The organism is Nostoc sp. (assembly GCF_036916735.1).
Classification (GTDB): domain Bacteria; phylum Cyanobacteriota; class Cyanobacteriia; order Cyanobacteriales; family Nostocaceae; genus Nostoc.
The window spans coordinates 78235-99346 of sequence record NZ_JBALFV010000108.1; the positions used below are offsets into that span (position 1 = coordinate 78235).

The following is a 21112-nucleotide window of genomic DNA, read 5'->3' on the forward strand; positions in this document are numbered from 1 at the left end:
CTAAGTATAAACAAAAAATTTGGAGATTATAGTAATAATTTGCATAATTATCTATTTAGCTATGTTCCAGCTTTGAATTTATTTTGCTTGCAGATAACATTAAAAATAAATCTTGGTTCAATAAAGGATGAATTTGCATATCTAAAGGTTTTTTACAGCTAGTTAGCTGCAAAGTTATCTCAGCAATATTAAAAGTTTTGTGGATGTGAGTTTTCAATTTATTGAGTAAGCGATCGCATTCTTGGATAGTTGTACATTCAACTGTCAAATTGGCACAAAGCATTACCTTGTCTAAGCTAATTGTCCAGATGTGGAGTTTTTCTACTTCAACAACACCAGGAAAAGATTTGAGAGATATTTCCACCTCAACAAGGTCTATTGATTCCGGTGCATACTCCAAAAAAATCTTTAAACTTTCTTGCACTAAAGGTAAAGCACTCAAACCTGTAAAAGTTGCAACGACTATACTAATAGCAACATCTGCCCACCACCAATCCCAAAGATGAACTGCTAAAGCAGCTATAATTACACCAACAGAACTAACAGTATCGGCGATGACATGAAGCAAAGCTCCCCGCAGGTTTAAGTCGTTGTGAGTGTGGGGATGAAGTAAAGTAATATTGAGCAGATTGACGATTAAACCTAATACTGCAATTGCTAACATTGGTAAGCCTAAAATTGCTGCTGGATGTTGCCAGCGTTGAATAGCTTCCAATATGATAAAAATAGCGATCGCAAGTAAACCTAATCCATTAAACAAAGCTGCTAAAACTTCGATTCGCTGATGTCCAAAGGTTGCTTTTTTCTGATCTGGTTGCTGTGTTAAAAAACTAGCTAGTAGCGATATTGCCAAGGCTGTAATATCCGATAGAATGTGTCCTGCATCTGCCTGCAAAGATAAACTTTGACTCCATAAACCTACACTCCACTCAGCAACAAAAAAAATAGCCAGTAAACCTACCGTTATCCACAAAATTTTTGCTTTTTGGGAATTATTAACTACTTTTATTGGATTATCTGCACATTCACAGCATTGAAGTGAAACCATTGATAAAAAACCTTTTTACAGTACGTGAGAGCTTCAAAAATTATCACCAACCGTATTTGTGGTTAGGATTTTCTCAATTCAGAATTTATATTTTAAAATTTTGTCTTTGAACAAAATATGCTGAAATACTTTATTTTCTATGCTTTTTTATAAAATTATTCACCAATATCTTCTAAAAATATGTTTTTTTAGATTCAGTAATATGCGAATACTATAAAAAAATTTATTCCACTTAATTTAAGAAATGGTAATGCTTTTGTTAAAAATAAAAAATTAAAGTAAATTAACACTTATAATTTCCAGTAAACCTAGTAGAAATCATTTTGTTATTAATTTGTTACTAGTTATAGATAAGTTTATTGGTAATCAAAACTTGCGATTAGCCTCCGATTTAATTTTATAGAATGATAATCATTATTTTTTAATAATGATACAGGTAATAAATACTTTTTTGATACGCGAATAGATATCTATAAGATGCGAATACAATTATCAAGTATATGAGCTTCTAATTTGCATATTCACTTATTACCAATACAGTTAGTTTAATCATTTTCATTCTTCAAACTTCCTTCCGGTTCAGCCTGTCTGTACCAGAACCTATGACTTTTGGTGGTATAGCGATCGCTGGAATTTCCGTAACCAGAATTATGTAAGGAACAGTGTCAGCGTCACATCTGTCCTATCCTGGAGATGGATAAATAGTGTTGTGGGTGAGACTGTGTTTTTCAGCGTTGTGATACCGACTTATAATCGCCAACCGATTCTAGAAAAGTGCCTCCGCGCTTTGGAGGTGCAGGAATTAAGTAAGTCAAGTTCGGTTACTGATTACGAGATTGTCTTGGTGGATGATGGTTCTACTGATGGCACATTGGAGTGGTTAGCAGCACACAAAGAAGAGTTTCCCCATGTGCGCTGGTTTGAGCAAGATCATGCTGGGCCTGCTGCGGCTCGAAATTTGGGTGTAGAACAGGCGCAGGGAGACACAATTATCTTTATTGATAGCGATTTAGTGGTACTGAAGAATTTCTTGCAAGCTCATGCTGAGGCGCTAGTGCAAGGGAAAGAGAAATTAGGGAGCGATCGCTTTTTCACTTACGGTGCAGTTATTAATACTTGTAATTTCAACAACCCAACTGCTGAACCCTATAAAGTCACAGATTTTTCAGCAGCTTTTTTTGCTACGGGAAATGTAGCAATTCCCAAACATTGGTTAGATAAAGCAGGACTTTTTGATACTAGTTTTCAGCTCTATGGTTGGGAAGATTTAGAATTAGGTGTGCGGCTAAAAAAACTAGGTTTGACACTAATTAAATGTCCAGAAGCGGTAGGATATCACTGGCATCCAGCATTTAACTTAGAGCAAATTCCCCAATTAATTGACCAAGAAATTCAACGCGGACGGATGGGAGTTTTGTTTTATCAAAAACATCCAACATGGGAAGTGCGAATGATGATCCAAATGACCTGGCTGCATCGCTTACTTTGGGGGATTTTGTCACTTAATGGTGCGTTAAATGAACGGACGATGGCTCCATTTTTGCAATGGCTAATTAACTTAGGTAAGCCTCAATTAGCTTTAGAAATTGCCCGAATTTTCCTCAACTGGTACAACGTGAAGGGTGTCTATGAAGCCTATGCTCAAATGCAGCAAGTATTGTGATTGAAAGTTAGGTGTTAAAATTAACTATCAACAAAATAAGTATTTAAAAAAGAGTAATATCAGTTCTCTAAGCTGTTTAGGGCAGAATACCTCTCAGTTCAATTTGGCTATTCTTCAGCCTGTTAAACAAACATAATATCAATCGTGCTGTTTTTTGCCTATTTATTAGTATTTTTACGTGTTTCTTTATAAGCTTGCATCCAATCTGTGTAGCTACAGTTATACAAATGACAAATTTTATCTAATTGCTCTGGTGTCAGCCTGGGAATAGTTCTGCCTTTTTCCCAGTTCCGTACTGTAGATTCTGCCACTCCTATATGATAGGCAACATCTATAATTATTAGTCCTGCTGCTTCTCTCAACTCTTTCAGATCCATACCAAAAGCATACCAGTAAGGTATATTTTTAATGCTAAAGCTTGACTTGTAAAAATATTAACGCTAAAGTTTTAACGGTCAAGCGATGGAATATTTTTTTAAATTTGAGTTACTAAAGATGACAACTATTGCTATTGACCTTTTTTCTGGAGCTGGTGGATTGGCTGAAGGGCTTGAATCTACTGGTATTCATGTTGCTGTAGCTGTTGAGCTTCATCCACAACCTGCTTTGACATATGCTTTTAATCATCCAGATACAACTGTTTTAGTTGGTGACATTCACCATCTTGACATGAACTTTCTAGCTCAATGTATAAGAAGAAGAATTGGTAGCGATAAAGTTGATATAGTTGTAGGTGGTCCACCATGCCAAGGATTTAGTACAGCGGGAAAAAAATTATTTGATGATCCACGTAATGATCTTTTTAATCAATTTGTGCGTGTCATTGAGTATTTTCGTCCACGAATGTTTCTCTTAGAAAACGTGCCTGGTTTTAAGAAAATGTATGGTGGACAAGCATTTAACAAAGCACTTCAAATGTTTACGGAGCTTGAATATCAGTGCATTGATTCAATTATCGAAGCATCTTATTATGGAGTGCCTCAACGTCGGACACGTTTTGTAATGGTCGGTTGGCTTCAAGACAAAGCGAAGCCATTTAAGTTTCCTGCTTATACTCATGAAGATTATAAAAAAGTTGAGCAACTGACCATATTTAACGAATTAACTACAGAATCAAAATCATTTGTTACTGTTTACGAAGCTTTAAGTGATCTTGAATTTTTAAATCCAGGATGGGAATCTCATCAATATCAAGAAGCTCTACAATCAGATTTTCAATCTGCTAGACGTAATGAATGTAATCTATTATTTAATCATTTAGCAACACGCCATCGACCAAAAGGAATTGAGATGTTTTCTTACATTCCAGAAGGAGGCACAATCTCATCAGTTCCTTCTCATCTCAAAATTGCAAAAAAAACAATGGCTCGTCTGGATCGTAATAAAATATCTAATGCAGTATTATCTTTACCTGATGATTTATTGCATTATCATCATCATCGAATTTTATCAGTACGAGAGATGGCACGACTTCAAACTTTTGATGATAATTACGTTTTTTTCGGAAAACGCACTTCCGGTTTTGTGGAACGGCGTGTAGATGCTCCTCAATATACACAAGTAGGAAATGCAGTACCTCCGCTTCTGGGACGTGTTCTTGGAGCTTCTTTACAAACTGCCTTGTGCAAGACAATACAAGATATTCGGAGTTTAAAGGAACGCCGAAAACGTCACCAATGGGTTTGTGGAAGTTCTGGCTTTGCTGGATATATGCTAGATCCAAAAGCTCAAGGACAAATTGATTTATTTAATATATTTGGTGAACCATTAATTCTCCCAGTAACAACAGAAGATATTCCTGTCTATTTAGCAAATTCGTCATACGATTGGACAAAGAAAAAAAATCTAAAGCGTGGTCAGTGGGCTCCAGGAATAGAACCTAGAAGTGTACCTGTATATATGCAGCAATCTCAATAAAGAGTTTTTAGCAATTTAAAAAAACAAAACCAGAGCTATTAGTAAGTACAAAGCTTAGAAAAAGCTACTCTGTTAACTTGTAATAGTGCGATAGTCTCTTCAGTAAGACAGCAATTTGGGAAAACTGGTTCCAATCCGGTGGTGTGATTGCTATTCCATCATTGCGTGTTGTGAATTTATGTTCAAACATATATGTATTACTTTTAGTTTGTCCTGAATTTAGTTCTCCTTTTTGATATCTTAAATCATGAAATTTAATTTTATATATATTAGCAGTAACTATTCCATGATAAATCTTGTAAGCAGCGGCTTGATTCATCATAATTCCAAGACTACGATAAACACACTCTTGGTTTTCTCGCAGTCTACAAGGATTCATCGCGATATCGAAATAAATTTTCCAACGAGCAGCCTGACCAGCACGATCTACTAACGAGGTTTTTACAGATAGAAGAAGTATAGGTTCAGCACTTCCTAAATTTTTATTCCAACTAGCATTTTTTAGTACTATATCTACATCTGGTTTGATAATAGCAATAGATTGACCATCAGTTTTATTTTCTTGAGTTTCTGTAAAATCTAAGCTTAACTGAGTATCATCTTCATTATCAATATTTGTATTTTTATCGGATTCTTCTTCTGGGTTGATGGGAATACCAGCTGTGAATTTTATAGCAAGGGCTTCTGTTAAATCCTTTGGTACCGGAAATTGTAAATACCAAGAAGAGTTAACTGTTATTAAATATTTAGCTAGTGCATATGAAACTAATGTCTGGTAATTAGTACCTGCTGAACGTAGAAGCGAGTTAGTGACTGATCTGCTAACTTTTTCTAAATCATTTTCCCATTTACGCCTCATTTTGTTTTCAATCAAATTTTGAGTATCATCAGCAGCATCAAGGAATGGAAATGTGAGGTTATCAAGCAATTCGATAGGATTACTACAATTAATCTTGTAATTCTTATATCTGCTTAAGCAGGGAGCAACAACACTATCCGGTTTTAATGCTCGTTGCTCAATTTTCATAACCACTAGTTCGTTCTGTTTCTTAGCAATCATAAATTTTACAGGCTGCATTTGTGATTTTACTTAAAAAATCGTATCAACCTTAACACAATTTCCAAGTGAGTAGCCTCCTGCCTCCTGCCTCCTGCTTTGTTTCTTAGGAGCAGATCGGCGGCGATCGCCACCCGCTATAGAATGGAAGAAACAAGTCAAATCCTCTTCCCTTCTGCCTTCTGCCTCCTGCCTCCTGCCTCCTGCCTTGTTTATTCAGAGAGGGATAGTAGCTGTTCATCATCAAGACAAGATAAGTTAAGTCAAAATCGCCCCACCCATCAACCGCTCATACCGATACTTCAACTCTTCTTTCATCAAATACCAGCGCTCTAAAGTAACATCCATCTCTATTATTTTCTCCGCTGCTTGCCGCGCTAAAAGTAGAACTTCTTCATCGTCAACCAAACTCGCTAAGGTAAAATCTGGCACTCCAGATTGACGAGTTCCCAGTACTTGCCCTGGCCCACGAAAACGCATATCCATTTCGGAGATGAAAAAGCCATCCTGAGATTGTTCCAACACCTTCAACCGTTGTTGAGCATCAGGACTTCTAGAACTACTCATCAATAAACAGTAGGACTGAGCCGCGCCCCGACCAACGCGCCCCCGCAGTTGGTGCAGTTGCGATAAGCCAAATCGTTCTGCATTTTCAATAAGCATTACCGTAGCATTAGGTACGTCTACACCAACCTCAACAACAGTAGTAGAAACCAAAATTTGCGTTTGGTTATCGCGGAATTTGGTTATGGCGTCGTCTTTTTCGGCTGAACTCATGCGACCGTGTAGCAACCCAACTTGAAAGTCAGGAAAAACACTCTCTTGTAACTTTTGATGCTCGTCAACAGCCGATCGCAAATCTAGTTTTTCTGATTCTTCCACCAAGGGCAAAACCACATAAATTTGTCTACCTTGGACAATTTCTCGCCGGATCAGATCGTAAGCATGGTTGCGTTGCTGACCTGACAATACTGTTGTCTGAATTTTTTGCCGCCCCGGTGGTAGCTCATCAATTTGGCTCACATCCAAATCCCCGTGTATCGTCAGTGCTAAGGTTCTGGGAATCGGCGTAGCTGTCATAGTTAACACATGGGGTTGCTTACCTTTTTGCTGCAAACGCGCCCGTTGTTCTACCCCAAAGCGATGCTGCTCATCAATCACTACTAATCCCAGTTGATGGAAGTTTACAGGGTCTTGAATCAAGGCATGAGTTCCCACTAACAGAGGTAATTCACCAGTTCCTAACTGAGAATGTATTTGTCTTCGTTTAGCAGTTTTAGTAGAGCCTGTCAGTAATTCCACTGGTAAATGCAAGAGGTTAAACCAGCTAACTAACTTGCGATAATGTTGTTCTGCCAAAACTTCTGTGGGAGCCATCAGCGCCGCTTGATAGCCAGATTGAATTGCTGCCAGGATAGCTAACACGGCGACGACTGTTTTACCAGAACCGACATCGCCTTGCACCAAACGATTCATTGGCACAGGTTTTTGTAAATCGTTGAGAATGTCGTTAAGAACTCGTTGCTGTGCTACTGTAAGTTGAAAAGGCAGTATTTCGTGGAATTTCTCTACAAGTTGACCGCGTGGAACGAGGATGGCGCTGGTTTGAATTGCCCTTGCTTGCTGCTGACGTTGCAGTAACCCAAGTTGTAGGTAGAAAAATTCATCAAAAACTAGGCGACGACGGGCAACTTGTAAGACGGCGCTATCGCTGGGAAAATGGATATTAGCGATCGCATCTTTTAATTCCATCAAACCATACTTTTGTCGCAAACCACTTGGCAAAGGGTCTTTCAGGTGAGCCGCAGCAGGTAAAGCAGCTATTACCGCCTGTCGCACTGTATTCGCCACCACGCCTTCAGTAAGTCCATAAATTGGCACTACCCGCCCAATATTCAACGACTCAATGGTATCTCCTGGATTTGCCAAAACCTCTAGTTCTGGATTATCCAGTGTCAAGCCGTATTTACTTTCTTTTACCAACCCACACGCTGCTAAAATACTACCTACTGGGTAACGGCGTTTTAAACTTTCTTGCCAAGCGCGACTGCTAAAGCGTGTACCTGCGTAAAAACGACCAATTTTGATTTGACCACTGTTATCTTTGACAATCAGTTCTAAAATTGATAACTTCTGATTTTTAGGGCTAGTAAAGCAGTTGCAACGCTTGACTGTAGCCACTATTGTCACCGTCTCACCCGCCTGTAACTCGCGGATATTCACCTGACGTGCATAATCAATATGGTCACGAGGATAGTAAAAAAGCAAGTCGCGGACGGTGTGTAAACCAAGCCGTGCCAAATTATCAGCTTTTTTGAAGCCTATTTCTGGTAAATCACTGAGTTTTTGGTCAATGTTCGGTGCAAGCCTTCGACTCACTTCAGTGATAATTTTAGATTTTGGACTTTGGCTACGCTCAGTCGAACAATTTTGGATTTTGGATTGATAAATTCTCCCTTGCTCCCCTGCTCCTCTGCTCCTCTGCTCCCCCTGCTCTCCCTGCTCCTCTTGCTGTAATTGAGAGAGATACCTACGAGTCTCTGCTACTAAATGTTGTCTTTCTTCCAGTGCTAAATGTGGATAGCTAACAAATTGCACCGCTAGTCCTTGCCAACGGCGGCGTTCAATTTGGGGTAAGCCTATTGGAAATTTACCCAAAGTTAGGCTTAAAAATTCACTGAAACGGTATTCTCTGCCCACCAAGTCTGTAAAGCCGCGTTCGGCTTCTATTGCCAAGGCTTTGTGCAATCTTATCCAATCTGGTTTTTCATTAGTCATTGGTCAATAGTCATTTGTCATTTGTCATTGCTCATTGGTCATTTGACTTTGGACAAAGGACAAATGACTAATCCTCAAACCAACTAGCACGCCATGCAGCTTCAGCTTCTGCGATCGCTTTTTCTCGATGTTTCTTTTGATACTCTCGTTCTTGCTTGTTTAGCTGAACTAAAATACTGCGGATTTGCCTACGTTCAGAGGAAAGTGTCACATCAGCAAATTCAATTTCTCCTAGCCGCAGGTTAATAGCCATGATTTGCGTCAGTCCAGAATCTTCTGACTGTTGCTCATTTTCAATTTCAATTACTAAGTTTAATAAGTTGGGTGGCCCTGGCATTACCTCACCAGACGTTTCTGATGCTGCCGCAGCAGCTGCTAAAATCGGTTCTGGTAATTTTTTAGGTAATACCCCAGATTTTTGTATTAAAACATTAGCATCATGCGAAAGTTTTTTCAGTATTTCTTGCGTGACCTCTTCTAAGTTCTGTTGCCATTTTACTAGTTCTATCGGATTAGAGGTATCGGCGGTGAAAGACTGAGAATTAGAGGTGTCCAGAAGTCCAGAAGATGAAGAAGATATTACGGGACCATCCCCCTCATCTTCCTTAACTTCCTCACTTTTAATACAAGCAAGCAACTGCTCCGATGCCACTTGCCCCAACTTGCGGATGGCTTGTTGCAATTGCTGGCGCTGATTCAACGATAAATGCAGAAAGTTTTCAGGATATCCTTGAGTACAAAGGTGATAACTCGCCAGAATCAACTGTTTTCGTACAGCTAGCCCCAAGGTGTTTAAATAACTAGCATAAGCGTTTTGTAATTCTACTGCGATCGCCCGAATCGCTTCTTTTATTGCTGCAATATCCCGTTCAATTCGCTCGATTGCTCTTGCCATATCTTTTCATTCTTGTCCATGTGAACTATTAAATAGTACAAATGTACAAATTTATTTTAGGATAACTTTCCAGAGGATTTTATATTTTAAATTAAATGCCATATTTCCCGTCTTTACTAAAAAAATACAGGCCAGGCTATTTGCTTGACCTGTCCTTTAAGCAGTTAGGAGTTAAGAATTATAAGTTATCAATTATGAAACAACTTCCTAGAACCTATCCCACTAATAATATATTTGCTACAAAGCTTAAGCTTATTGAGAACTGAAAACGAAAACTCAAGGTTTTCAAGCACATTTCCCGAGAAGAAATAGGGATTATTAGAATAGTGGGATAGGTTCTATTAACTTCTGTACAGACGCGATTAATCGCGTCTGTACTCCTAACTCCTAGCTAATATTACTTAGTACCCATTTGTGCAGCGACTTCATCAGCAAAGCTAATTTCTTGCTTTTCAATGCCCTCGCCCAGTATATAGCGGACAAAGCGGGTCACTTGAATGTCTTCGCCTAATTGGGCCTTCGCTTGCTTCAAGAGGTCTTCCACGGAAATACTTTGATCGCGAATGTAAGGCTGATCGAGCAAAGCCAATTCTTTCAGGCGTTTTTCAATTCGTCCCTGAACAATCTTTTCTTTGATGTTATCTGGCTTGTTCGCCAAATCATCCTTGCCCATTTCAATATCTTTTTCCTTTTGGGCAACTTCGGGGGGGATTTGGTCTATGCTCACATACTCGACATTTGGACAAGCTGCAACTTGCATTGCAGTATTCCGTGCCAAGCTTTGGAAGTCTTGATTGGTAGCTGCTGACTCAGTTTGAGAACCCAGTTCTACCAATACACCAACTCGACCGCCAGTGTGAATGTAGCTATCTACTACACCTTGAGTGTCTTCTGCTAATGCAAAATTGACAAAGCGACGCACTTGAATGTTTTCACCGAGCGTAGCAATGGTTTGCTTGATGAATTCTTCTACACTCACGCTTTCATTATCAATATAGTATTGAGCCAACAAAGACTCGACACTATCAGCAGTTGCTGCTTGCTTTGCCAGGTTCTTAACTAAAGCTTTAAAAGCCTCGTTACGAGCAACAAAATCGGTTTGGCAGTTGACTTCTATGAGTACACCTACCCGGCCCCCAGGCTGAATGTAAGTGTCTACTAGACCTTCTGCTGCAACGCGATCGCTCTTCTTCCCCGCTGAAGCGATGCCTTTTTTCCGTAGCCAGTCTATAGCTTCTTCTACGTTACCATCAGTCTCTTTCAGCGCCTTTTTGCAGTCCATCATGCCGGCACCAGTTTTTTGGCGTAGCTCTTGGACGAGTTTTGCAGATATTTCCGCCATGTTGCCTCAATTCCTAACTTGACCTTGAGTTGTAATCGCTCACGGGTGTTGAGTATTTCTATCTTACTCAGGGCTGGGGTAGAAAAAATAATGAAGTTATCAGGTATGACTTTTTTTGCCTCTACCTTAGCCTGCGATTTGCCGCAGGCTAGGTGGCTTGCTGCTACTGTGCCAGCCACCACCCTACTTCGGACAGTTTTTTGACCCCTGCTTTACTTATTCCTCTTCTTCCTCATCGGGAATCATGGCGTCAGTATATTCAGTTTCTTCGTAGTCTTCATCATACTCACTACCGTCGTAATCTTCGTAATCCTCTTCAACATCCAGCTGACCGTGACGACCTTCATAAATGGCATCCGCCAATTTTCCGACTATCAGCTTAATTGACCTGATAGCATCGTCGTTTGCCGGGATGGGGATATCTACTACATCTGGGTCACAGTTTGTATCCAGCATTGACACAATGGGAATATTCAGCTTTTGGCATTCTTGAACTGCGTTATATTCCCGCCGTTGGTCTACAATTACCACGATATCAGGCACTTTCCGCATTGTTTTAATGCCGCCTAAGTATTTCTGAAGCTTCGTCATTTCCCGACGTAGCATTGATGCTTCTTTTTTTGGTAATAAATCTAGTGCGCCAGTTTCTTCGCGGCGTTCTAAATCTTTCAGACGGTCTACCCGTGTTTTGATGGTTGTCCAGTTGGTCAACATTCCGCCCAACCAGCGTTGGTTAATATAGTGGGAACCACAACGGCTGGCTTCTTGGGCAATAATTCCAGCTGCTTGGCGCTTAGTGCCAACAAAAAGAAATTTCTTTCCTTGTTCTGCGTGCGATCGCATGTAATTGTAAGCATTATCCATCAACTGGGCAGTTTGCACCAAGTCGATAATATGCACACCATTGCGGGAAGTATAAATGTAAGGAGACATTTTTGGGTTCCAGCGCCGGGTCTGATGCCCAAAGTGAACCCCTGACTCCATCATTTGAGCCAATGAAACTACTGGCATATATTTTTTAACTCCGATTCGGGTTAAACCTCCATCCAAGCGTATTTCCCAACTGGGAAACACCCGAATTCTCAGATGTGCGAGATTAGTTAACCATACTAGGTTAACATATTCTGATGAGTTCTAGTTGTTTGACCAAGTCAGGTCAATAAAATAGTGCTGCCTACTCAACACTCGGGCAGCACTATACTTGTAGTAATGAAAATCTTGCGGATAAGTTTTTCAAACCGTCTTGCAGAAAACTATACATAACGTCAGTTCGGGTTAAGGAGGTTTATTTAACTTTAACAGCCTGAAACGACACAAGTACGTTGATATATCCTAAAATCAAACAACGGTATAATAAGGGTTTGAGCTTATCCCGAACTCAGGTTAAAATATTTTGGCTTGGAAGTAGGGACGAAGAAGGCAATGTTTAGCACGGGCGTAGCTACAGTCACTTCTGGAATTACACCTTGCGGGTTACTCAATAGTATCGAGGTCTAGATTGAGCGATCGCAACCTTGCCTTTAACTGTTCTATTTGCAACTGTGCCTGTTGAGCTCGTTGGTGTTGTTGTTGAGCTCGTTGGCGTTCTTGTTCTACTAGTTCTTCTGCCTGCTGTCTTGCTAAAATTTCTTGCCTTAAAGCCTCTACCAGTTCATCAGGTATCAGTAATTTTTCCCCTGTATCCTCTCGGTAAAACCCAATTAGGCTTCCCTCAACTACCAAGCGTAATTGTAACGGTTCACTGCATCCATCTTGTATTGGTTCGTAAATTTCTCCCCGCAGGCGATAGCCACGTAACTGTTGTTCTATCCACTCGCCTTTAGGGTCAAATAGCCAGTATTCCTTGACACCTAGCTGCTCGCTCATAGAGGGTCTTTTTAAACATTTCATCTTGTCCTTTTGTACCAAAGGATGTCATTTCAAAAATAACTATGGGTACTTGACCCTCTTCCCAGATTTTATAGTTGTCCCGACCACCGGGTGCAACATCAAAAATCACCATCACATCTGAGGCTACCCGCAACTTGGGAAAGCCTTGTGCATAGTAAAGAAATTGATTTGCCAATACTGTGGCCTGACGATGTGCCAAATACTGTTTCAGGACTCCAAGGTAGTTAGCAAGGCATAAAGGTGGTCGTAGGTTTCTGCCACTGGTTGACCATCAGCGCTGGGGTAGAAGATTTCTGATTCGATACCAACTCTTAGAGTAGCCGTCATGGTTGTAAAATCAGTGCTACGAGATTATTGTAGAACAACTCTACTTCTCCCTAACTTAAGATGTACAAGCTTTTCAAAATATAACTAGATAATTCACAAAATCCTTCCCCTTCGGCAGCAGTGGTAATATAAGCAGGGTGATATTTCAACTGATTGATATATTCCAGGACATTCGCCACACCTACAGAAATAGGAAAATAATGCCGATCAAATAAACTTTCATCATTAGGGCTATCGCCAACAGTGACAATTTGTTCTGGTGAGTACTAGGGCAAATATTCGCGCAATACTTGCAACAATCCCACAGCTTTATCTAGTCCTTGGGGTTTAATGTGACACTGCACGTTGCTATAGGTAAATCCCCAACCCATTTGTTGACAGAGACTATCTAGGGTTTGTAGTTCCTCTTGACACAAACCAGCTACATCAAAAGTCCAATCGGTAATGCGAAAGCGATTATCAGCAGATTCTTGGATTTGGGGAAATTTAGTTTGTAAATTCTCAAAAGTCGTAGCCAAGTGCTGGCGATGTTTAGCTAAATCGGGAATGGATGTTAAGACTACTGGTTTCTGGTTCCCAGGTGGAAAGTACAAACCACCATTTTCTGCCATAGCACCTGCCACTGGCATAATCGCACTCAATCCACTCACCCATCCAGCAGAACGTCCTGTGACAATCAGCACCTTAATGTCAACTGCTGCTAAATCTTCTAAAGCTTGCAGCAGTGCGGAAGTAAATTTTCCTTGTCTAGTTAGAGTGCCATCCATATCTGTGGCTATCAGACGAATATTGCTGAAGCTTGTAGATGAAAACTCAGACAGGGCAGGGATACTCTGATGTCTGGACATACGTAATTTGTGAAAGGCTGTAAAAAATATTAATGATACAGCAAGATGGCATTGAAAATTTGGGCATCCTAAACATCAGGAGTCAAGTTTTTCAGTTTTCAACCATGTCCACTTCGATATTTCTTGCCCAAACCCCAGGAAAGCCCAAAAAGGCATCACAGGAAGTGCCAGCAAGTAATTTTCAAATACCACCATTATTGCTGGCAACTTCTGGAGGACTGGCAATAGCTGTGATTGCTTTGATTGTGTATAGTAAGCTCCAGAAGAATAAGCTGGAGAAAAAACTTAAGTTTGAACAATTCCGGGCGCGAGAATTAGAGAAAAAGTTTAAGCTAGCGCTGGAAACGATTCGCAAAATGGAAACTAATCCCGATTTGGTAAATTCACGGGACTTTAACCTGGATTATCTGCGAATGCGGATGGCAGAAGAAGTGTTTCATTTTGCAATCTTTAATCAAGTGAAGATTCAGATCAAAGAAAAAGTTACTCAAGCCCTGCGTCCAAATCAAGCACAACTTGGATCAGTCGGAATTGCTAATAGCGCTGCACGGCAAGTAGATGAAATTTTTGATGTAGAGTATGAGACTGGTACTCCGCCGAACTGTGCAAAAAGAGTATTATTTCGGATTCAAATCCGGTTAATGAAGTTACCGACGCAAGCGACTTCTGCAACTATTAGTCAAATTATTGACTGTATAGAAACTTACCTAAGTCCTCTGGAAGATGAAGATAGTTGGCAACCAACAATTCAAGGTCGGATTGCTACTATGCATTGGGATCAAAAGGCTAAACCTACGCCTCTACTGGTGTTGGAGCAATCTAATGAAGGCGTGAATGTGACTTTTCGTACTAATCGCCAATCAAATACCCCAACTTTGCCAAAGCCACCTGGAATGAAAAAATCAGGCTCGGCTAGACAATAAATTATGGTTGTTATTAGTTATTGGTCATTAGTCATTAGTCATTCACAAAGGATAAATAACTAATGACTAAAATCATGGCACAATAGCTACATTGGGATAATTACGGGTTAAAAGACCATCTTCCATTTCTACGATGCGATCAGCTATATCTAAAATGCGGTTGTCGTGTGTCACTAATAAGATAGTAGTTCCCTGATTTTTGGCCAGACTTTGCATTATTTCTACGACATCGCGTCCTGATTGTTTGTCTAATGCTGCTGTTGGTTCGTCTGCTAGCACCAGTGGGGGACGATTCACTAAGGCGCGAGCGATCGCAATTCTTTGTTTTTGTCCACCAGAAAGATTGTCTGGGTAATAATCAACTCGTTCTTCTAAACCCACAGACCTCAGCATGGCTTTTGATTTAGCCACTGCTTCTGTTTGAGAAATATTATTATTTAATTCTACCGCCATTTGTACATTTTGCTTTGCTGTCAAGAACCCTAGTAAATTGTGAGCTTGGAAAATATAACCAATGTTGCGTCGCATCTGCACCAGTTTGTTTTGACTTACGCCAATGAGTTCTTCACCTAAAAATTTTAAACTTCCCTCTTGTACAGACCGCAAACCACCAATTAAGCTCAATAATGTTGTTTTACCTGAACCTGATGGGCCGGTCATAATTACAATTTCACCTGGATAAATTTCTAGATTTATGTCAAATAATATCTGTTTTCTCAATGTCCCTTTACCATAGTAATGGTTGAGATTTTTAATGGCAATTACAGGATTTTTTTCTATCATATTTTTATTAGTTACAAATTAACAGTTTTGAAACGTAACTGTAGTGTTTACCAAAAATCAAGCTTTCTTAATTATTGATTATAATCTATGAGTATCAATAATTAATTTTAATTAATATTGACTTAATTAAAATATATCTGCTGGATCGGCAGAACTTAATTTGCGGACTGCGATCGCACCAGAAATAATGCACATTATCATAGTCAATATCAACACCATTACTGCTCTGTCAAAACTCATAAAAACTGGTAAAAGTGTCGCATTTCTGGCGCTATTATACATAAACAAAGCGAAAACGATGCCAGGAAAGTATCCTAAAGCTGCTAATAATAAAGCTTCTTGAAAAATGACTGTTAATAAATAAGTTTGAGTGTAACCTATTGCTTTGAGAGTAGCGTACTCAGCTAAATGATCTGCAACTTCTGTATAAAGAATTTGATAAACAATCACAGTCCCCACAATGAAACCCATGACAGTCCCTAATGTGAAAATAAATCCAATTGCTGTACTATTTGCCCAATAATTCCGCTCAAAATCAATAAATTCTTGTTTAGTTAAAACATTTACCTCTTTAGGTAAATACTTTCGTAGTTCTTGGGCAACAACGTTAGTATCTGCCCCCGGCTTTAATCTAATCAGTCCGATATCAATTAATCCTGGTTGACGATTGCTGAATATTCGCAGAAAGTTAATATCACTTGTAATTAAATTCCCATCTGCACCAAATGATGCACCTAATGTAAATAGTCCTTCTACTTTAATTCGCCGCCTTCGCACTTCTGCTGTTACAGTCTTTCCTTGTTCATAATTAGCAACAATTGGTCCATATTCTAACCGAGAAGAACGATCAAATAAAACTACATCAGGTAATTTAAGTTTATCTAAATTCTCTTGAACACCAGGTAAATTAACTAAATTATTTTCTGGGTTCATTCCAAATATTAAGATACTACGAGGACGACCTGTTACAGGATTTTTCCAGGTTGTATAGTCTAAATATATCGGATGTACTGATTGTACTGCGGGTAATTCTAAAGCTTTATATAAACGTCGTTGAGAAAAACCCCTCATCGCCAGGATAGCGCTAGATTGACTGTTAATTAAAACAATATCGCCTTGCAAACTGTTATGGAATCGAACGTTACTATAGTACAGAGCATCCCGAAAACCAAGTTGCATAAACATCAAGATATCAGCAAAAGCAATTCCTGCCAAAGCTACAGCTAGGCGAGTTTTTTCTCTTGTCAGTTGTAGCCACGACAGAGGTATTTTTTGACTCATTTTATAGGCATCCAATCACAGTTAGCAATTTTAGATTATAGATTTTTAATTGAATCTATTCGGGTGATTTTTACCAATTATATAAAGTTTTCAATTTGAGCAAAAAGCCTAGTTAAGAGCATTTAAATCCAAAATATCAAATCAAAAATTGATATTAATGCTCACCTATAACTTAATTAGTTATTAATTTCGACAACTACCTTAGCGTAAGTTAAACCAGAAACTTTCTGGCTATCTTCTAGAGGTAGAGCAATTTTCACTTCTACGACTCTGGCATCCACATCTGCTGCTGGATCTGTATTCAGCACATCTTTTTTACCAATTTTTCTACCAATTTCAGTGACAGTTCCCTTTAATTCGCCACTAAATGCTTCATTGTCGCTAGTGATAGTGGCATTTTGACCAATACGCACTTTACCAATACTATCTTCAGGGACTTCAGCAATCACAAACATTTGGCTGGTTTGGCCAATTTCAGCAATGCCATTTGCACCGATCGCTTCACCTGATTTGGTGTAAATCTTTAAAATCTCTCCTGCGATTGGTGCTTGAACGTAGCTTAATTTTAATTCTGCTTCGGCTTTTCTAATATTTGCGATCGCATTACTAACTTGGGCTTGCGCTACTTGCACATCGGTAGGACTAACGTCTAAAATTCTGCTTAGTTTGGCCTTTTCTTCATCGATTTGTCTTTGCAAAGTTGCTACGGTTTTATCACGGTTAACTTTGGCTTCGATTAACTGCTGTTGCAAAGTTGCTAAATTTTGTATTTGGGTAGCCCTGGCTTCGGCAAGTTGCTGTCGTAGAGTTGCCAATGTTTGCTTTAAAGTAGCTTGGCTTTCGGCCACCTGTTGATTAGAAGTTACTGCACTCAGGCGTCTTCTATCCCGCTCTTGCTGAGAAATAGCACCTTCTTTGTATAAATAATCATAACGTCCGGCATCAACTTGAGCATTGCGCTGTTCGGCTTGAATACGTGTAAGCGTTGCTCTTAAAGCATCTCTTTGCCCACTGAGTTCAGCTTCTAAGCGATTCACGGTTGCTTGTTGGACAAGTTTATCACCACTTAACTGGGCTGCAATCCGTGCGATCGTCGCTTGCCCTGCATTCTTTTCCCCAATTAACTGTGCTTGTAAGCGAGCAATAACTGCTCTTTGAGCTTGAATATCTCTTGGAGATCCAGCTTTGACTTGCGCTAAATTCGCACGGGCTTCTTGCACTTTGGCTTTTGCCTCTTGTAGTCCCGCTATTTGGGTATCACGGTTATCCAAAATTGCGATAATTTGGCCTTGCCTTACCTGTTCACCCTCTCTCACCAGAAGTTGTTGAATTCGTGACGATGGTGCTAATCCTGATGATGGGGCAGACAATTTAACAACTTCGCCTCGTGGTTCCAAACGCCCAACAGCACTAATGCTATTGGTAGATGGCATTACAGGAGCAGATGTAGTTAGTTTTCTCAACTGCTCGATTTTAGCTGTACCTAATATCCCAGCAGCGATTACTATTGGCACAGCTACAGCGATGCCCCACCAAATCTTAGGTTGTTCTTGATTAAATGCCTGCTCACTTGGCTTTGGCTTTTCAGTCACCCTTGACATAGTATGTTGCCCATTTACCTGAATTGTGCTGATGGAAGTAAAAATAAAAAGGTTTTTAATCAACAGCCAGCTGCTTAGGACAAACAACAGTAGTTTAAAGCTGGGTATAGCTTAAAATCCATTGAGTGATAAATGCTCAACACTATGGCTTTATAAAATGTGTTTTCTATAGTGCTTCTCGTTTGTATGCAATATATTTTGACCTGCACCCTTATTGCATCGAGCTACACTTTTGTTGCATTGACCTGCACTTTTATTGCATTGACCTGCACCTTTGTTGCATTGACCTACACTTTTATTGCATTGACCTGCACCTTTGTTGCATTGACCTGCACTTTTATTGCATTGACCTGCACCTTTGTTGCATTGAGCTTTTTTTGACTTGTATGTACACCGTAGCTTCTGAAAAGAGAGAGGCTTTGAGGCATACTCCCCAACACTAGCTCTTAAGGGGCTGTTCTTGTTAGGTCTATGTTACTGAGAAACGCTATAGTAGCTGGCTATTCAATAACTCTGAGGATTATTGAGATATGAGTGCAATAAACGTTAGCAAAATTCACAAGCAGTATGAATTTAGAATGTAGAGACACGATACATCACATCTCTACATAAAATCCCAAATTGGTATGATGCGGTACTTTACTGCTACATTCACTACGGTTATAGTTAGTCACAAATTTGAAAAGAAACATCAAAAATAGATTGTTGCCTTTACTGGATACAATCTTGGTACAAAAGTTAGTCTTCATTAAGTGAATCAAGGATTAATTAACTAAAAAATATCTGTTCACCCTAACCGAAGTCGTAAAGCCTGCGGCATAGCTACGCTTAAGGCACAGCCTAAGAAGAGAAGGGTCAACTTGAACATTTTTAACATTAGAGTTTCCTTAACTTTCTGGTCAATGAGTTAGCAGGGCTAATTGCTTGCACCTACCAAGACAACAAACCATTTTGTGATATTAGCTTCAAAGACCTTACTATTCTCCCTGTTTCTGTTTTAAGACTCCATTAAACTCTCGTTGAATGAATTCTACATTTATCCATTACGCGAAAACGTAACAGAGCCTACACATGAGTGAGATGAAGGGGATGAAGGAGATGAAGGGATAATTAATTTGGGAGGTCGAATAAAACTGTAGTCATGTAATTTTCTGCCCAAGCTGGGCCAAAAGCTTTTTCTAGTACACGACGGGTTTTATCGTTTTGCTGTTGTTTGGTGCAGTAGTTGTGTTGTCCGACGAGATTTTGTGTGACTTGTTCAGCTGAAACAGGATGTGAGGCGATCGCTTGAGTACAATGAATGTTTAAAAAGTCTCGCACCCGCGAGAGAAACATTGTTTCTTCTTCTGGGGAACTGGGGCGCACAAAGATGCAAAAATCCGAAAAAATATCTCCCCATTCAGGTAATTCACGGGGTTGGGAAAAGTTAAGCACTGTTAGCTGTGTCAGTGCAGAAGTATAAGATTCTGGTAAGGTGCGCTCTAATTGGATAGGAGAAAGGTCGGCGATCGCAGCACTAATTTGCCCTCTACCCCCAACTAAATCGCAACCAAACATCGGTAGGTTGTATTCTGGACGAGGAAACATGACACAGTGCAAAATATCCAACATATTTCCGATTTTTGCCAGTTCCAAGTGCATTTTTCGGAACTGGGGCGTTTCATAGCAACGGTTTTCAATCGTCAGTTTTTCGCCTTCTAGTCTACCTTCCACATACCCCAACTCATTAGGCAAATGGTAAGGCGATAAATCCAGGTGCTGATGCCAAGCTGCCTCAATACAATCAGCTAGCTGACGAATTAGGGGGTGTTGTTGCTCACGCAGCGACGGTATAGAAGTAAATGACATATTCTAGTTGGGAATGCGATCTAGTGGCCAGTCTACAACTTGTCGTGCCATACCTGTTGTGGTCTGCAATATAAGCAAACACATTAGTCATTAGTCATTAGTCATTGGTCATTGGTGATTAATTTTGGACAAATGACTATTGCCATAAATCAGTGACATCGTATCCCAATTCCTCTAGCATGTGCCGCAGCAGGGGTAAACTAAGTCCAATTACATTGCTGTGACAGCCTTCAATTTTTTCTACAAAGAAAATTCCAAAACCTTCAATGGCAAAGGCACCAGCACACTTGAGGGGTTCACCTGTAGCAACATAAGCTTTAATTGCCTTCTCGCTCATTTGAGCAAAGTAAACTCTTGTAACTTGAGACTTGACTAAAGTGCGGTTTTGGTCGATATCAATTAAAACATGACCTGTGTACAAATCGCCAAAGTTACCTTGCATTATCTGCCAACGAGCGATCGCTTCAGAAAAGTCTGCTGGTTTGCCGTAAATTTCACCATTGATGGACAAAACGGAATCACAACCTATAATCAAAGCTGATTCAAACTGTGGGGCTACAGTTTCCGCTTTATACTGGGCAAGAGTTTTGACCAATTCTGCTGGTTCACTTAATTCAATTTGCGACTCATCAAACTCACTTGGTTTGACTATCGGTTCAATACCAACAGTTTGCAGCAAGCGGCGTCGGGCTGGGGAAGCTGAAGCAAGTACAAAAGGTGGAATTTTCATGATCTGACAAACTTAGTAATTGGGAATGGGGGAGCCACTGCGGTCTTCTCCCAAGGGGAGACGCCAAGGGCGATGGGGTCTCCCCAAATGGAGCAAGTGGCGTCATTGGGGATTGGGCATTGGTTATTTCCCTTGTTCCCCTTCTGCCCCAGTCTTTTTTGAATTTTGTTAGCGCAGCGTA

16 protein-coding genes and 2 pseudogenes are annotated in these 21112 nt (G+C 39.9%); 3 read left to right on the forward strand and 15 right to left on the reverse strand.

Annotated features, from left to right (window positions below; all coding sequences use genetic code 11):
- Positions 1 to 55: 55 nt before the first annotated feature.
- A complete protein-coding gene (locus V7L20_RS26680) occupies positions 56 to 1048 on the reverse strand; it encodes a cation diffusion facilitator family transporter (protein ID WP_334746964.1) in 993 nt (330 codons plus the stop codon).
- Between the two features lie 709 nt (positions 1049 to 1757).
- On the opposite strand from V7L20_RS26680, the gene V7L20_RS26685 reads away from it, so the two are divergent.
- Positions 1758 to 2711, forward strand: coding sequence for a glycosyltransferase family 2 protein (locus tag V7L20_RS26685; protein ID WP_334746965.1), 954 nt, complete (start codon positions 1758 to 1760; stop codon positions 2709 to 2711).
- 158 nt (positions 2712 to 2869) lie between these two features.
- On the opposite strand, the gene V7L20_RS26690 is transcribed toward V7L20_RS26685, so the two are convergent.
- Positions 2870 to 3088 carry a helix-turn-helix domain-containing protein gene (locus V7L20_RS26690; protein WP_334746966.1) on the reverse strand — a complete coding sequence of 73 codons (219 nt, stop codon included), beginning with the start codon at positions 3086 to 3088 and terminating at the stop codon, positions 2870 to 2872.
- 118 nt (positions 3089 to 3206) lie between these two features.
- On the opposite strand from V7L20_RS26690, the gene V7L20_RS26695 reads away from it, so the two are divergent.
- On the forward strand, positions 3207 to 4628 hold the full coding sequence (locus V7L20_RS26695) for a DNA cytosine methyltransferase (RefSeq protein WP_334746967.1): 1422 nt from the start codon (positions 3207 to 3209) through the stop codon (positions 4626 to 4628).
- 64 nt (positions 4629 to 4692) lie between these two features.
- On the opposite strand, the gene V7L20_RS26700 is transcribed toward V7L20_RS26695, so the two are convergent.
- The 8 genes and pseudogenes from V7L20_RS26700 to V7L20_RS26735 all read right to left on the reverse strand — a co-directional run bounded on the left by V7L20_RS26700 (position 4693) and on the right by V7L20_RS26735 (position 13765).
- A complete protein-coding gene (locus V7L20_RS26700) occupies positions 4693 to 5706 on the reverse strand; it encodes a hypothetical protein (RefSeq protein ID WP_334746968.1) in 1014 nt (337 codons plus the stop codon).
- A gap of 237 nt (positions 5707 to 5943) precedes the next feature.
- Positions 5944 to 8463, reverse strand: a complete 2520-nt coding sequence (recG, locus tag V7L20_RS26705; RefSeq protein ID WP_334746969.1) for an ATP-dependent DNA helicase RecG — start codon at positions 8461 to 8463, stop codon at positions 5944 to 5946.
- A gap of 67 nt (positions 8464 to 8530) precedes the next feature.
- On the reverse strand, positions 8531 to 9358 hold the full coding sequence (locus tag V7L20_RS26710) for a hypothetical protein (RefSeq protein ID WP_334746970.1): 828 nt from the start codon (positions 9356 to 9358) through the stop codon (positions 8531 to 8533).
- Between the two features lie 397 nt (positions 9359 to 9755).
- The gene (gene tsf, locus V7L20_RS26715; RefSeq protein ID WP_334746971.1) at positions 9756 to 10700 is read right to left on the reverse strand and encodes a translation elongation factor Ts; all 945 of its coding nucleotides are present in this window, start codon (positions 10698 to 10700) and stop codon (positions 9756 to 9758) included.
- A complete protein-coding gene (locus V7L20_RS26720) occupies positions 10640 to 10879 on the reverse strand; it encodes a hypothetical protein (RefSeq protein WP_334746972.1) in 240 nt (79 codons plus the stop codon). The genes tsf and V7L20_RS26720 overlap by 61 nt, the downstream gene beginning before the upstream one ends.
- Before the next feature lie 37 nt (positions 10880 to 10916).
- Entirely contained in the window at positions 10917 to 11711 is a 795-nt protein-coding gene (gene rpsB, locus V7L20_RS26725; RefSeq protein ID WP_334746973.1) for a 30S ribosomal protein S2, read from the reverse strand.
- A gap of 462 nt (positions 11712 to 12173) precedes the next feature.
- Positions 12174 to 12917, reverse strand: a pseudogene (locus tag V7L20_RS26730) (Uma2 family endonuclease).
- A 50-nt stretch (positions 12918 to 12967) separates the two neighbouring features.
- A pseudogene (locus tag V7L20_RS26735) lies at positions 12968 to 13765 on the reverse strand (HAD family hydrolase).
- Between the two features lie 104 nt (positions 13766 to 13869).
- On the opposite strand from V7L20_RS26735, the gene V7L20_RS26740 reads away from it, so the two are divergent.
- Positions 13870 to 14688, forward strand: a complete 819-nt coding sequence (locus V7L20_RS26740) for a hypothetical protein (RefSeq protein WP_334747118.1) — start codon at positions 13870 to 13872, stop codon at positions 14686 to 14688.
- 72 nt (positions 14689 to 14760) lie between these two features.
- Here V7L20_RS26740 and V7L20_RS26745 read toward each other — a convergent pair whose 3' ends face one another.
- The 5 genes from V7L20_RS26745 to V7L20_RS26765 form a co-directional block, all read right to left on the reverse strand.
- Positions 14761 to 15471 carry a DevA family ABC transporter ATP-binding protein gene (locus tag V7L20_RS26745; protein WP_334746974.1) on the reverse strand — a complete coding sequence of 237 codons (711 nt, stop codon included), beginning with the start codon at positions 15469 to 15471 and terminating at the stop codon, positions 14761 to 14763.
- A 126-nt stretch (positions 15472 to 15597) separates the two neighbouring features.
- Positions 15598 to 16752: an ABC transporter permease DevC gene (gene devC / locus V7L20_RS26750; protein ID WP_334746975.1), complete on the reverse strand. Its 1155-nt coding sequence runs from the start codon at positions 16750 to 16752 to the stop codon at positions 15598 to 15600.
- A 176-nt stretch (positions 16753 to 16928) separates the two neighbouring features.
- Positions 16929 to 18353, reverse strand: a complete 1425-nt coding sequence (locus tag V7L20_RS26755; RefSeq protein WP_334746976.1) for an HlyD family efflux transporter periplasmic adaptor subunit — start codon at positions 18351 to 18353, stop codon at positions 16929 to 16931.
- Positions 18354 to 19463: 1110 nt separating this feature from the next.
- Positions 19464 to 20201, reverse strand: a complete 738-nt coding sequence (locus V7L20_RS26760; protein WP_334746977.1) for a phycocyanobilin:ferredoxin oxidoreductase — start codon at positions 20199 to 20201, stop codon at positions 19464 to 19466.
- Between the two features lie 136 nt (positions 20202 to 20337).
- Positions 20338 to 20931 (reverse strand): Maf family protein, encoded by a 594-nt coding sequence (locus V7L20_RS26765; RefSeq protein ID WP_334746978.1) that lies wholly within the window; start codon positions 20929 to 20931, stop codon positions 20338 to 20340.
- Positions 20932 to 21112: the final 181 nt, after the last annotated feature.

What these genes read in the sequence shown, in the direction of transcription:
- V7L20_RS26680 (WP_334746964.1), bottom strand. Translation starts at nt 1,048, where the DNA reads ATGGTTTCACTTCAATGCTGTGAATGTGCAGATAATCCAATAAAAGTA.
- V7L20_RS26690 (WP_334746966.1), bottom strand. Translation starts at nt 3,088, where the DNA reads ATGGATCTGAAAGAGTTGAGAGAAGCAGCAGGACTAATAATTATAGAT.
- V7L20_RS26695 (WP_334746967.1), top strand. Translation starts at nt 3,207, where the DNA reads ATGACAACTATTGCTATTGACCTTTTTTCTGGAGCTGGTGGATTGGCT.
- V7L20_RS26700 (WP_334746968.1), bottom strand. Translation starts at nt 5,706, where the DNA reads ATGCAGCCTGTAAAATTTATGATTGCTAAGAAACAGAACGAACTAGTG.
- recG (WP_334746969.1), bottom strand. Translation starts at nt 8,463, where the DNA reads ATGACTAATGAAAAACCAGATTGGATAAGATTGCACAAAGCCTTGGCA.
- V7L20_RS26710 (WP_334746970.1), bottom strand. Translation starts at nt 9,358, where the DNA reads ATGGCAAGAGCAATCGAGCGAATTGAACGGGATATTGCAGCAATAAAA.
- tsf (WP_334746971.1), bottom strand. Translation starts at nt 10,700, where the DNA reads ATGGCGGAAATATCTGCAAAACTCGTCCAAGAGCTACGCCAAAAAACT.
- rpsB (WP_334746973.1), bottom strand. Translation starts at nt 11,711, where the DNA reads ATGCCAGTAGTTTCATTGGCTCAAATGATGGAGTCAGGGGTTCACTTT.
- V7L20_RS26740 (WP_334747118.1), top strand. Translation starts at nt 13,870, where the DNA reads ATGTCCACTTCGATATTTCTTGCCCAAACCCCAGGAAAGCCCAAAAAG.
- V7L20_RS26745 (WP_334746974.1), bottom strand. Translation starts at nt 15,471, where the DNA reads ATGATAGAAAAAAATCCTGTAATTGCCATTAAAAATCTCAACCATTAC.
- devC (WP_334746975.1), bottom strand. Translation starts at nt 16,752, where the DNA reads ATGAGTCAAAAAATACCTCTGTCGTGGCTACAACTGACAAGAGAAAAA.
- V7L20_RS26755 (WP_334746976.1), bottom strand. Translation starts at nt 18,353, where the DNA reads ATGTCAAGGGTGACTGAAAAGCCAAAGCCAAGTGAGCAGGCATTTAAT.
- V7L20_RS26760 (WP_334746977.1), bottom strand. Translation starts at nt 20,201, where the DNA reads ATGTCATTTACTTCTATACCGTCGCTGCGTGAGCAACAACACCCCCTA.
- V7L20_RS26765 (WP_334746978.1), bottom strand. Translation starts at nt 20,931, where the DNA reads ATGAAAATTCCACCTTTTGTACTTGCTTCAGCTTCCCCAGCCCGACGC.